Source organism: Lentibacillus sp. JNUCC-1, assembly GCF_009741735.1.
GTDB lineage: Bacteria > Bacillota > Bacilli > Bacillales > Amphibacillaceae > Lentibacillus_B.
This window is the reverse complement of the sequence record NZ_WHOH01000001.1, coordinates 1181937-1193900: the sequence shown is the minus strand read 5'-3', so window position 1 is coordinate 1193900 and position 11964 is coordinate 1181937. Positions and strand designations below refer to the sequence as shown.

The following is an 11964-nucleotide window of genomic DNA, read 5'->3' as shown; positions in this document are numbered from 1 at the left end:
GCATAGCTGCTTTTTTTATCGGCGCTCGGCTCACAGTCCGAGCGCCGATAAAACACCGCGAGCGCCGATAAAACACCGCGAGCGCCGATAAAACACCGCGAGCGCCGATAAAACACCGCGAGCGCCGATAAAACACCGCGAGCGCCGATAAAACACCGCGAGCGCCGATAAAACACCGCGAGCGCCGATAAAACACCGCGAGCGCCGATAAAACACCGCGAGCGCCGATAAAACACCGCGAGCGCCGATAAAACACCGCGAGCGCCGATAAAACACCGCGAGCGCCGATAAAACACCGCGAGCGCCGATAAAACACCGCGAGCGCCGATAAAACACCGCGAGCGCCGATAAAACACCGCGAGCGCCGATAAAACACCGCGAGCGCCGATAAAACACCGCGAGCGCCGATAAAACACCGCGAGCGCCGATAAAAGTTTCCGTGATTTTTCTAAAAGGCGTATTCAAATGAATGTCTTGGTTAAACTACTCGTGACATCGAAATGAATTCAAGGAGGGATAGTTATGAAAAGGAAATGGATGTTGAAGATGCTTGCCCCGTTTTTAGCACTTGCCATCATGACTGCTTGTGGTAATGATGATGACATGGATCCGGTGGATAACAATGATAATGATGCCCCGATGAATGAGGAAAATGACGGCGGGGATATGAATAACAATGAGGATGATATGCTCGATAACGATACCGACAATGGTGACGATGACATGCTTGACAATGACGAGCAAGACAAGAATAATGACAAGCAGAACAATAACGACACCGGAAACAATGACATGAACGACGACAAAAACGAATAAACGGCCAAATATTAAAAGGCAAGAAGCGAACCGCATTGAAAAGCGATTCCTTCTTGCCTTTAACAAACCTTGAGCTTTGAATTAAAATACCTCTGCCTAAACCGACAGATCCACCTGACTGCCAAGGTTGGGATGAGGTGCTTGTGGTGCTGAAGCTTCAAGCATTTGTACAAGCTGGGCACCTTGCTCTTCCATGACGTTTTTTGTTCGGTTGAGAACCATCATGCTCGCATCGGCTTTTGTCTGTTGATTCGCCATGACGACAGAAAGTGCTGCAATATCCATTAAGATCCCTCCCTCGTCTTATATCGGTAAAACATTCATTTTGTTAAATCACCCCTTCAAATCTCCTCATTTCGACAAAAAGTTTAAATTTTATCACTTTAATATTGGCATCTGATTCACAGTATAGTAAAATATAACTAATTTAACAAAAGCCTCCTACATAATTTTACCTGTAAACACGTTGTATTTGCAGCAGTCACACATATTGGCTTTTAGTACATATGAAAGCGTTGTGATGTATTTATGGGACGTTATGCTTACAAAATTACACCCTTTACAAAGGCTATTCAGTCGTATGATTCTTCATTTTATAAGGCACGTGTCTATGAAGGGAACAGATGGATTAAAGTGGCCAAAACCACTGAAAAGATTTTAGAAGACAGTTGTTTTGCGAACAAATCGACCTTGAATGGACGTCGTGATTATGCCAGGAAACTCCTTAATGTTACCTACAAAGTTCCTATCCCCATAATTCCGCATCTCGGTGTGTTCATGTTTCCCATTATTACCAAGCGTAATAAGCAATGTTACTGGATCGCGCTTGACCTTATTGAACGTTATGAAAAGTTAGAGCCTGACACAGTAAGGATCCAATTCAGAGATGGGACCTTCCTTCACTTAGACACTTCATTAGACACGTTTCAAAAGCAATATCAAAGGACAGCCCAACTTAAAATCATGATGAACCGACCCTCTTATTATGACGAGCTTGACCCGCTTTTTGATTGAATTTCAATGAATGCGTTATCATTTAAAAATACGAATTCTAAGCTTGTGCTTACGGCCTGATCTGTTTATAATAAGGATTAGGTTTTTTTAGTGACTGACCGGTAAGTATAATTAATGAAACCAATGAACGGTTCAATCCGTAAACGTAAGGCAGGTTAGAAAAATGAATGACAAACAGATGCTTCTTATGAGTTCCGGTATGAAGTTATTTGCAGACAAAGGGTATCATAACACGTCAGTGCAGGAAATTGCTGCAGCGGCGGGGATGTCCAAAGGTTCTTTTTACTTGTACTTTCAATCAAAAGAGGACTTTCTTACCAAAGTGATTCAGTATTATTATAAAGAAATCATTAATAGGCTGGAAGCCATTAAAAATCACAACGATTTTGATGCGAGGGCCAGCTTTGCAGCGCAAATCAGTGTTCTAGCCAATTATGTTTACACATATAAAGACTTTATCAGGATGCACATTAGAGAAAACATTCCAGCCGGACAGTATACTGACCAGTTGGTCAACCAAATGAAAGTCCATAATTTTCACTGGCTGAAAGATAACCTTCTGGCCATTTACGGACCTTCTGTCAATGACTGTTTGATCGACACGATTATTCAAAGTGATGGGCTGATGAACGGGTACTTTAAATGGATGGTCACAGATGGTCTGCAAATAGATACAGAACAGACAGGCAACTATATCGTTGAGCGGATCGATAATCTGATTCAGGGTATGCTGGCAGATTCATCGCCACCGCTGATAACGGCAGAAAATCTGCCTGACATCTATACAGATCACTTTGCAGATGTCAACGGGGAAAGCCTTATGGACCTTATTGAGCAAGCTAAAGCAGCGGTTTATGAGACAGATTTATCCGCTGATCGTCAGGCAGAACTTTTGGAAGCAGCCGATATGATTGCTGTGTCGGCCAAAGAGGAGCAACCCAGCACGATGGTCATTAAGGGGATGCTTGCTTATTTTCAAGCAGAACCGGCTCTAAAGCCGTTTGCGGTAAAAATTGCGGATCGGCTTCAAATAAAACTGATACAATAATGATCGGTATATGGAGATCATCATTACAATAGAGATGTGAATATTGGGAGGGTACATGTATGAAAAAAGTATACTTAATGATTGCAATGCTGTTTGTAGTGGGGCTTCTGGCCGCATGTAACGGAGAAAACGAGGATAATGCTGAGGAAAATGATGAGCAGCGCCCAACACCGGTACACACAGCTGAGGTTTCGGAAGGAGATTTGGTCGTTAATCGAACCATGACAGGCCGCACATCTCCATCAAGTACGACACCGGTCATGCTTCCACAACCAGGAGAGATTGATTCACTTGAAGTGGAGAACGGTGACACGGTTGAAGAAGATGACAAATTAGCTACCCTGGCAAGCCGGGCAGGCAAGCAAACCATTAAAGCACCAAAAGCCGGGACCATCATTAACTTGAGTGCCAATGAAGGTGACATGGTTTCTGCCGAAGAACCTTTTGCCATAGTGGCTGATCTCGATGAAATGACAGCCGAGTTTGGCGTAACATCAAACGTTCTGGACTTAATCAAAAAAGACAAAACCTATGAGCTGACGTTCCAAGGCGAGACGTATGAAGCCGACGTTACTGAAAAAAGCGTGATGCCGAATGACCAGGGTCTGTACACGGCGAAAGTATCTATTGAAAACAAAGGTAATGTTCTGCTCCCGGGGATGGTCGTGCAAATGATGGTACCTGAAAAACGCGTAAAAGATTCTGTCCTAATTCCAACAGAAGCACTTGTTGAAGAGAGTGACGGAGCTTACGTTTATGTTGTTTCAGACGGAAAAGTAACTAAAACTGAAATTGAAACTGAAGAAATTCAGTCAGATAAAACAGCCGTCAAGTCTGGTTTGAAAACAGGCGACCAGGTTGTGGTGACAGGACAAACGTCACTTGCAGACGGCAGTGAAGTTGAGGTTGTGAAGGAAGGAGAGTCATCGTGAAATTAGTTCAAACATCTGTCAAACGGCCCGTCGGCGTCATCATGATCGTCCTTGCGATCATCGCCCTTGGCGTCGTATCGGTCAGAAGTCTTGCGATCGATCTGTTTCCTAAAATAGAACTGCCGATTGCGGTTGTCGCAACAAGCTATCCCGATGCCGCACCGGAAGATGTGGAAGAACTAATCAGCCGCCCGATTGAGGGATCTGTCAGTTCAATTGAAGGGATCGACACAATTCAATCCCAATCCCAGCCTGGGGCCTCGCTGGTTGTTATGATGTTCAAGAATGGCACAGATCTTGATCAAGCGCTCCTTGATGTCAGGGAAAAGATTGATCAGACCAAAGGATTTTTGCCGGAACAAGCCAACGAACCAAGTATTATCCGTTTTAATCCAGACCAGCTTCCGCTCATGTGGGTCAGTCTCACAGGAAAAGAAGCAGCCGAACTGACGAGCATTGCTGAAGATCAGGTTGTCCCTTATCTCGAGCGGCAGGGCGGGGTTGCTTCTGTCAATATTGAAGGGGCAAAAACCCGTGAGATTCAAATTGAACTCAATGAAACAGCGATGCAGCAGTACGGTGTGACGGCACAAACGATTACCCAGTCACTCAACAGCACCAACCAGTCCTCATCTGTCGGTGTGGTAGAGAAGGGAAGTAAAAATCTGCAGCTCCGGGTTGTCGGGGAGTTCACATCAGTTGACGACATTAAACAAACGATTGTTCAATCCGAAACGGGCGCAACGATTCAGGTCGATGATGTTGCGGATGTGAAAGATACGTTTAAAAAATCATCTTCAGAAACACTTGTGAACGGCAAGTCCTCAGTCGTTTTGTCCATCATGAAGAAGACAGATGGCAATCCAGTGGATGTCGCCGGTAATGTGAAGGATGCCATCAGTGACATGAAAGGTGATTTGTCATCAGATGTTGATCTTGATGTGGTGATCGATACCTCGGAATTCATTGAACTCTCGATCAATTCCGTTGTGCAAAACATCCTGATTGGTGGCATTATTTCCATCTTTATCTTGCTGCTATTCCTAAAAAGCATCCGGGCAACACTTGTCATTGGTGTATCGATCCCGATTGCCATTATCTCCACGTTTACCTTGATGTATTTCACTGGAGAAACGCTGAACGTCTTGACACTCGGCGGTTTGGCGCTCGGTCTTGGAATGATGGTCGACAGTTCGATTGTTATTTTAGAGCATATATACACCTACAGGCAACGCGGTTACAGTCTGAAAGAAGCGGCAATTAACGGTGCTTCTGAACTTGCACCAGCCGTAATTGCATCCACGACAACAACATTGGTTGTGTTCCTGCCGATTATTTATGTTGAAGGCATCGCATCAGACCTATTTACACCGCTGGCCTTGGCCGTTTCGTTCGCATTAATCACATCGCTGATTGCCGCGATCACGCTCGTACCGATGCTTTCGTCCAAACTTCTGGCCTCGGCGATGGGAGAAGAAGGACGCCGATACTGGTTTAACCGCTTTTTGGATAAAGTCGGAAACCTCTACCAGCGCATGCTCAAATGGGTACTGAAGTTCCGGAAAATTACCGTTGCCGCGACACTTGCCATTATCGTCGGCAGTCTGGCCCTGATCCCTATGATTGGCGCGGAGTTCATACCTTCCGCAGACCAGGGACAGGTGCAGATATCAGTAAAAACAGCTTCAGGCACCTCACTTGAGGATACAGAAGATGTTGTAGAGCAGATTAACGATAAAATAACAGATTATGAGTCCTTGATCGAAACGAACTTTGTCACAGTTGGCGGTGGCGATCAGATGGGTGGTGGCGCAGGAGGCAGCGGCAATACTGCATCCTACATGATCCAGCTGCTCCCGGCTTCTGACCGTGATCAGTCAACTTCTCAAGTTGTTGCCGATATTGATGAAGATCTGCAAGGTATAGCAGGCGCCGAGATTACCGTCAGTACTATGGACGGCGGCATGAGTACCGGAGATCCGATTCAGATCCAGCTGCACGGCCCTGAACATGGTGTCCTGCGTGATCTTTCAGAAGATGTGATCGATGAACTCAATCAGATCGATGGTGTTCATAATCCGGAAAGCAGCGCCTCTGAAGGCCTCCCGCAAATGACGATCAAGGTGGATGAATCAGCCGCTGCAGCCTACGGGTTAAATCAACAGCAGATTACCGGCCAAGTTCAGATGAAGCTAAACGGTCAGACAGCAACACAATACCGTGAAGGCGGTGAAGAGATCAATGTTGTGATGAAGTATCCGGAAGAGAACAACCGTACCATCAGTGATCTGCTTGACCTGAAAATACAATCTCCTTCCGGTGCAGTGATTCCGCTTCAGGAAGTGGCAGACCTGACACAGACTCAAGGACCTGCTACACTGACAAGACAAAACCAGCGGCCGCAATTAAATATCACGAGTGGGGTCATGGACCGGGATCTGGGCAGTGTGGTCGACGATGTTAAAAAAACCCTGAACGACATGCCTTTTCCTGAAGGCTATGATTTTGACATTGGCGGGCAAGCGCAGGATATGCAGGAGTCCTTCCAGGATCTGGCTCTGGCACTCGTATTCTCGATCTTCTTGGTGTATGCAGTCATGGCGGTGCAGTTTGAAAACTTCCTGTTCCCGTTCATTATCATGTTTGCTATGCCAACGACAGTCGTCGGGGTGTTGCTCGGGCTCTTTATAACCGGCATTCCATTGAGCATTCCAGGCTTTATTGGGATCATCATGCTCGCCGGGATCGTGGTCAACAACTCGATTGTGCTCGTCGATTATATTAATATATTGCGGCGAAAAGGAATGGAACGTTACGAAGCGATTCTGGAAGCCGGCCGCAGCCGTTTGCGTCCGATCTTGATGACGACATTAACGACCGTTCTGGCAATGGTTCCGCTGGCACTTGCTCTTGGTGAAGGGTCCGAAACCCAGCAGCCGCTGGCAGTGACCATCATCTTCGGTCTCAGCGTTTCCAGCTTGTTCACACTACTGCTCGTACCAGTCATCTACTCATTCTTTGATGACTTCACAGCAAAAGTGACACGACGGAACAAACGTAAGAAGAATGTTTAAGATATGAATGAAGAAAATCCGAACCAATCCATACTGCTATGGATCACGGTTCGGATTTTCTACGTTTTACAGTGTTATATTTTGGGCAGTGACCATTGATTAAGATGTGGAATCCGTAAAGTGCGACATAAGGGAGTATGTTATGACTGCCTCGCCCCACCGATCTCCGGGAAAACACTGCGCTTTCCATGGGCGCTGATGAGCCTCCTCGCGCTGCGCGCTGTGGGGTCTCATCTAGGCTTTTGCTCCCATAGGAGTCTCCGTGTTTTCCCGGAGATCGGTGAAAGAATTGTTTATACTTTTATAACTGAGCACGTAAAACTTGATGTGATTACTCAATCAAAAAACAAGGATGAAAATCACATGTATTTAGAACGGGGCTGCGTGTGATAGTGAAATTAGTTCACACGCAATTGTGTAACGAACCGTCCGAGCCACTGACTAACATAAAGTGATTGGAGCGAAGGGAAGTCGACTCCTGCGGGAACAGCACGAGTCCGAAGACCCCACAGCGTTACATTAGGGAGGGTCGACTAAAACCGCCCTTTGCGGGCAACGTCGACATACCCCTTGCCGGGGCAAGGAGGCTGAGGCCGTGCTCGCGGCTAGAAGACACTGTGAAAGTGGTTTTCTTGAGCAGATGTCGCACTTGAGCTGTGATAAAGTTAAAGCGACTTCCCGTAGCGCAAATCACGATTCACTCATTGTGATTGTTGGTTGCCATTCTCATTAAGTAAGTGAGGATCCTTCTAGATAAAGTTAGATTCAAGTTTTCATGGTTCGCAGTTTAATTGAATTACCTGCAAATGCACTATTTTTCAGATAACGAACTTAAAAGAGAAGGTCAAATACAAGTATATCCATTTGCGGATTGGGCACATCAAGACACGTGCATGTGCTATAATGAACAATGTACCGTAACGTCTGGCCTATTTGGATCAGGCGTTTTTTAGACCGTGAATTTCAATCAATACTGCTGTATGACAGACCGCAAGCTGACTCAGCAAGAGGAGGATGCTTTGTGCAAAAATACAAATACGAACAGCTGAAAAGCTATAATCAATTCCTGCTGATTGCCAGTATCATTATGGTGGCATTTAACCTGCGTGCTGCGATTACTTCCGTTGGCCCTGTGATCGGCATGATCCGAGAGACGCTCACCCTGCCGAACTGGAGCATTGGAATTTTAACGAGCCTTCCGCTGTTTGCGTTTGCTATTATGTCTCCAGTCGCACCGAAACTAGGCATTAAATACACCAACGAAGGGGCGCTTATAGGGGCATGGTGTTGCTTGCACTTGGGATTGTGATACGTACCATTGCCCATCCCGTCCTGCTGTTTGGCGGAACCTTGATGATCGGAATTGGGATCGCTGTATCCAATGTTTTGTTGCCCGGCATTATAAAAGAACGTTTTCCTAAACGGGAGACGCTTATGACGAGTATCTATGCAACGTCCATGAGCCTGAGTGCTGCCTTGGCCTCGGGACTTAGCATTCCTATTGCGGAGCACTCGGCATATGGCTGGCAGGCGGCATTAGCAGTCTGGGCTATTCCGGCAATTATTGCAGCCCTTATGTGGATTTATTTTGTCAGACACCGGACCTCCGCTAACAAAGTCCGGATGGAATTTGTTTATGCCAGTGATATGCGTATGTGGCGTTCGAGGCTTGCTTGGCAGGTCGCTGTTTTTATGGGCATGCAGGCTTTTGTGTACAATGTCATTATCACGTGGCTCCCTGAAATGCTCAGAGATTACGGGGTGACCAGCAGTGAAGCAGGCTGGATGCTGTCGGTAAATCAATTTGTGGGGCTGCCCATCGGTCTTATTGTGCCAATTCTTGCTGGAAAAATGGCATCTCAGCGCTTGATAGTGAGCATTCTTTGCGTATTGTCGTTCATAGGTTTAGGTGGGCTTTTTTATGGTGACAGTTACACGATGATGGTCATCAGTGTTCTGTTGATCGGCGTTGCGCTCGGCGGTCTATTCCCATTGGCTCTCACATTTCTGGGGCTTCGTGCTTATACCGCTAAACAAGCAGCCGAGCTTTCAGGTATGGCCCAGGCGATTGGGTATTTCCTTGCTGCAACTGGACCAATCCTTATGGGCTATGTCATTGATGCGACTGGAAATTGGTCTGCGGCACTTCTGATTTTAATGTTCATGACGCTTCTAACTTGGGTGGTAGGACTTGGGGCCGGACGTAATCGCGTCGTTTCAGATGACTTTTCCGGATAACCATGTGTGCGGTCCATCCATAAAAGGTGGCCTTTTGTGATAACTTTTCCTCTTAAACATGTTTGAGATGATGAGATTGGGGAATAGTGAGATATGTTAAATTACATATCCTGTCACAATTGTTAAAGGAGATACACAATGGAAGAGCGGACAACATTGGAAAAGACACTGAAGCCCAGATGGGTCTGGGCGATCGCGCTAGGATCATCTATTGGATGGGGGCGTTTGTACAGCCGACCAACTGGATGAGTGAGGCGGGTCCTCTTGGTGTCATGATTGGCTTTGGAATCGGGGCATTGCTCATGATGCTCATTGCGGTCAGTTACGGATTTCTCATTAAAAGCTTCCCCGTATCAGGCGGGGAATTTGCTTATGCATTTATCTCGCTCGGTCGTGTTCATGCTTTTATTTGCGGCTGGTTTCTCACGCTTGGGTACATATGTATCGTTGCTTTGAACGCATCAGCCTTTGCGCTTATGTTTAAATTCATTTTTCCAGCCTTTGTGGAAAATATTCATCTTTATACGGTTGCCGGTTGGGATGTCCACTTAATGGAAATCTTGATCGCCTCGGCCGTCTTGGTTGCGTCTGGTTATTTAAACATAAAAGGAACAGGTCTTTCCGGTCGCATGCAGTTTATCTTTTGCTTGGTGATGGTGGCAAGTGTGCTCGTCATTACCACGCTTGTTGGGGTGAATCCGGATGCGAGCGTCGCTAATATGGTACCACTTTTCCCTGAAAATACGGGATCCATTGCAGCGATTGTGTCGATCGTGGCAATTGCACCGTGGGCGTTTGTCGGATTTGACAACATCCCCCAGGCCGCTGAAGAGTTTCACTTTTCGTCCAAAAAAGCTTTTACATTGATTATTATGGCGATCCTTGCAGCTGGCGTGCTATACAGTCTGATGATTTTTGCCGTATCCATGATTGCACCGTGGGAAGGTCTTGTCGAGGCAAATACTGTATGGGGTGCAGGGGCTGCGATTAAAGACTTGCTTGGCCCACTGGGACTTGGGTTGCTTGTTGTCGCGTTGACCATGGGAATCTTTACAGGTTTGAACGGATTTATTATTTCCTCAAGCCGTTTGTTGTTCGCCATGTCACGTGCGAAGATCCTGCCAGCAGCGTTTGAAAAATTGCATCCCAAATCTAAAGCACCGTATGTCGGAATCGTATTTACCGTTATCTTGTCCATGTTCGCACCATGGTTTGGACGAGAGGCGTTGCTATGGGTCGTTGACATGTCCTCGATCGGTGTCACCATTGCGTATTTTTACACATGCTATACAGCGTTCACTTTGTTCAAGTGGAAAAAAGAAGCCGATTTTAATTCGAAAAAACACGTCGTGGCCCCTGTTAAAAAGACCATCGCCGGCCTCGGGATGCTGGCAGGCGTGACATTTCTCGGACTGCTGCTCATTCCAGGATCGCCTGCAGCACTTGGCGTCGAGTCCAGGATTGCACTCGTCGTCTGGGTTGTACTTGGTTTGGTCTTTTACCTGATCAAGCGCACAGAATTTAACAGCATTCCAAAAGAAGAACTCAACTACCTAATTCTTGGCAGCAAAAAAATCGAAGCCGAAAACCGCGCATAAGTGAGAAGACGTAGCCCCGCTGTGGTTCAGCGGGCTGAATTTTTCTGGTGATTTGTGAAGCAACTTCAGAGAACATGAGGCCCATGGCAATACCACCTGCGAGGAGCATGACTTGGACGGAAAGTTGGACACCGCTGAGATAGTCTGCTTCTACAAAGTGGCGCATTGCATCATAGGCAACCCCACCCGGCACGAGCGGGATGATGCCGGAAACGTTAAAAATAATAACCGGTGTCTTGTGCCATTTTGCGGCGAATCGGCTTAATACCCCAACAAGGACTGCTGCGATCACCGTTGCCGGCATCAATTCGAGTCCCTGAAACACAAGCCCGTCGTATAGCATCCACCCAGCCATGCCAACAAGCCCGCACGTCGCAATTTTGCCCCGAGGCGCGTTAAACAATATTCCAAAACCAGCCGCAGCAACAAAACTCGTCACCATCTGCACAATAATGTCCATCCAAAACCCTCCCATCTATACAAAAGCAATTGCAACCGCAACACCCGCGCCAATCGCAAACGCCGTCAGCACAGCTTCCATGCCCTTAGACACACCTGCAACGAGGTGGCCGGCCAGCAAATCTCGGACAGCATTTGTAATATGAAGCCCAGGTACGAGCGGCATCACTGCACCTATGATGACTTTTTCCAATGAAACACCGAAACCAATCGATAAAAACAAGACAGCCAGAGCACCGATCACAACCGAAGCAAAAAAGTCTGCCACAAACCGCATGCGAACAATGTGATTCACACCAAGCATAGCGGCATAAGCAACGCCACCCGTTAGACATGCTGGCATAAAATCACCCGCCGCCCCGCCAAACATAATGGCAAATGCGCCGCTTACAAGCAGCGCTGCCACCACCTGAAGCCACCAAGGGAACAGATTATATGTATGATCAACCTCAATGAGCCTTTTAAAGACCTCGTCCAAAGTGAGATCACCGTCTGAATACCGCCGGGAGATCTCATTTACATCAGCAATTTTATGCAGATCAGTAGACCGTTCGGAAATCCGCATAAAATGCGCCGGCGCCGATCGTCGTACGGAAAAATGAATCGCAGTCGGAGCAGCATAACTTTCCGCACCTTCAAGTCCTGCTGTCCGTGCCATGCGATTCATCGTATCTTCCACTCGGTATGTCTCAGCCCCGCTTTCAAGCATGACTTTTCCCGCCAGCATACACACACGTATGATTTTATCCTGATCTGCCATATCCTCACCTGCTTTCGCTTTAACT

Annotated in this window: 11 protein-coding genes and 1 pseudogene; 8 read left to right on the top strand and 4 right to left on the bottom strand. The window is 46.8% G+C overall.

What is annotated here, in order from left to right; genetic code table 11:
* Positions 1 to 30 precede the first annotated feature (30 nt).
* A complete protein-coding gene (locus tag JNUCC1_RS05380) occupies positions 31 to 465 on the bottom strand; it encodes a hypothetical protein (protein WP_156644465.1) in 435 nt (144 codons plus the stop codon).
* 57 nt (positions 466 to 522) lie between these two features.
* On the opposite strand from JNUCC1_RS05380, the gene JNUCC1_RS05375 reads away from it, so the two are divergent.
* Positions 523 to 816, top strand: a complete 294-nt coding sequence (locus JNUCC1_RS05375) for a hypothetical protein (RefSeq protein ID WP_156644464.1) — start codon at positions 523 to 525, stop codon at positions 814 to 816.
* Between the two features lie 96 nt (positions 817 to 912).
* On the opposite strand, the gene JNUCC1_RS05370 is transcribed toward JNUCC1_RS05375, so the two are convergent.
* The gene (locus JNUCC1_RS05370; RefSeq protein ID WP_156644463.1) at positions 913 to 1101 is read right to left on the bottom strand and encodes a YjfB family protein; all 189 of its coding nucleotides are present in this window, start codon (positions 1099 to 1101) and stop codon (positions 913 to 915) included.
* A 243-nt stretch (positions 1102 to 1344) separates the two neighbouring features.
* Here JNUCC1_RS05370 and JNUCC1_RS05365 point away from each other — a divergent pair, with 243 nt between their 5' ends.
* The 7 genes and pseudogenes from JNUCC1_RS05365 (at position 1345) to JNUCC1_RS05340 (ending at position 10720) form a co-directional block, all read left to right on the top strand.
* Positions 1345 to 1830 (top strand): competence protein ComK, encoded by a 486-nt coding sequence (locus JNUCC1_RS05365; protein ID WP_156644462.1) that lies wholly within the window; start codon positions 1345 to 1347, stop codon positions 1828 to 1830.
* 163 nt (positions 1831 to 1993) lie between these two features.
* A complete protein-coding gene (locus JNUCC1_RS05360; RefSeq protein WP_156644461.1) occupies positions 1994 to 2878 on the top strand; it encodes a TetR/AcrR family transcriptional regulator in 885 nt (294 codons plus the stop codon).
* A gap of 59 nt (positions 2879 to 2937) precedes the next feature.
* A complete protein-coding gene (locus JNUCC1_RS05355) occupies positions 2938 to 3810 on the top strand; it encodes an efflux RND transporter periplasmic adaptor subunit (protein ID WP_156644460.1) in 873 nt (290 codons plus the stop codon).
* On the top strand, positions 3807 to 6884 hold the full coding sequence (locus JNUCC1_RS05350) for an efflux RND transporter permease subunit (RefSeq protein ID WP_331713615.1): 3078 nt from the start codon (positions 3807 to 3809) through the stop codon (positions 6882 to 6884). Before JNUCC1_RS05355 ends, JNUCC1_RS05350 begins: the two co-directional genes overlap by 4 nt.
* A 1021-nt stretch (positions 6885 to 7905) precedes the next feature.
* Positions 7906 to 8193 carry a hypothetical protein gene (locus JNUCC1_RS18585; RefSeq protein ID WP_231746996.1) on the top strand — a complete coding sequence of 96 codons (288 nt, stop codon included), beginning with the start codon at positions 7906 to 7908 and terminating at the stop codon, positions 8191 to 8193.
* Positions 8166 to 9122, top strand: a complete 957-nt coding sequence (locus JNUCC1_RS05345; protein ID WP_231746995.1) for a CynX/NimT family MFS transporter — start codon at positions 8166 to 8168, stop codon at positions 9120 to 9122. Before JNUCC1_RS18585 ends, JNUCC1_RS05345 begins: the two co-directional genes overlap by 28 nt.
* A gap of 138 nt (positions 9123 to 9260) precedes the next feature.
* A pseudogene (locus tag JNUCC1_RS05340) lies at positions 9261 to 10720 on the top strand (APC family permease).
* Here JNUCC1_RS05340 and JNUCC1_RS05335 read toward each other — a convergent pair.
* On the bottom strand, positions 10668 to 11195 hold the full coding sequence (locus JNUCC1_RS05335; protein WP_331713614.1) for a threonine/serine exporter family protein: 528 nt from the start codon (positions 11193 to 11195) through the stop codon (positions 10668 to 10670). The pseudogene JNUCC1_RS05340 and the gene JNUCC1_RS05335 overlap by 53 nt on opposite strands.
* Positions 11196 to 11939 carry a threonine/serine exporter family protein gene (locus JNUCC1_RS05330; RefSeq protein ID WP_156644458.1) on the bottom strand — a complete coding sequence of 248 codons (744 nt, stop codon included), beginning with the start codon at positions 11937 to 11939 and terminating at the stop codon, positions 11196 to 11198. It lies immediately after the preceding gene.
* Positions 11940 to 11964 lie beyond the last annotated feature (25 nt).

What these genes read in the sequence shown, in the direction of transcription:
- JNUCC1_RS05375 (WP_156644464.1), top strand. Translation starts at nt 523, where the DNA reads ATGAAAAGGAAATGGATGTTGAAGATGCTTGCCCCGTTTTTAGCACTT.
- JNUCC1_RS05370 (WP_156644463.1), bottom strand. Translation starts at nt 1,101, where the DNA reads ATGGATATTGCAGCACTTTCTGTCGTCATGGCGAATCAACAGACAAAA.
- JNUCC1_RS05365 (WP_156644462.1), top strand. Translation starts at nt 1,345, where the DNA reads ATGGGACGTTATGCTTACAAAATTACACCCTTTACAAAGGCTATTCAG.
- JNUCC1_RS05360 (WP_156644461.1), top strand. Translation starts at nt 1,994, where the DNA reads ATGAATGACAAACAGATGCTTCTTATGAGTTCCGGTATGAAGTTATTT.
- JNUCC1_RS05355 (WP_156644460.1), top strand. Translation starts at nt 2,938, where the DNA reads ATGAAAAAAGTATACTTAATGATTGCAATGCTGTTTGTAGTGGGGCTT.
- JNUCC1_RS05345 (WP_231746995.1), top strand. Translation starts at nt 8,166, where the DNA reads ATGGTGTTGCTTGCACTTGGGATTGTGATACGTACCATTGCCCATCCC.
- JNUCC1_RS05335 (WP_331713614.1), bottom strand. Translation starts at nt 11,195, where the DNA reads ATGGGAGGGTTTTGGATGGACATTATTGTGCAGATGGTGACGAGTTTT.
- JNUCC1_RS05330 (WP_156644458.1), bottom strand. Translation starts at nt 11,939, where the DNA reads ATGGCAGATCAGGATAAAATCATACGTGTGTGTATGCTGGCGGGAAAA.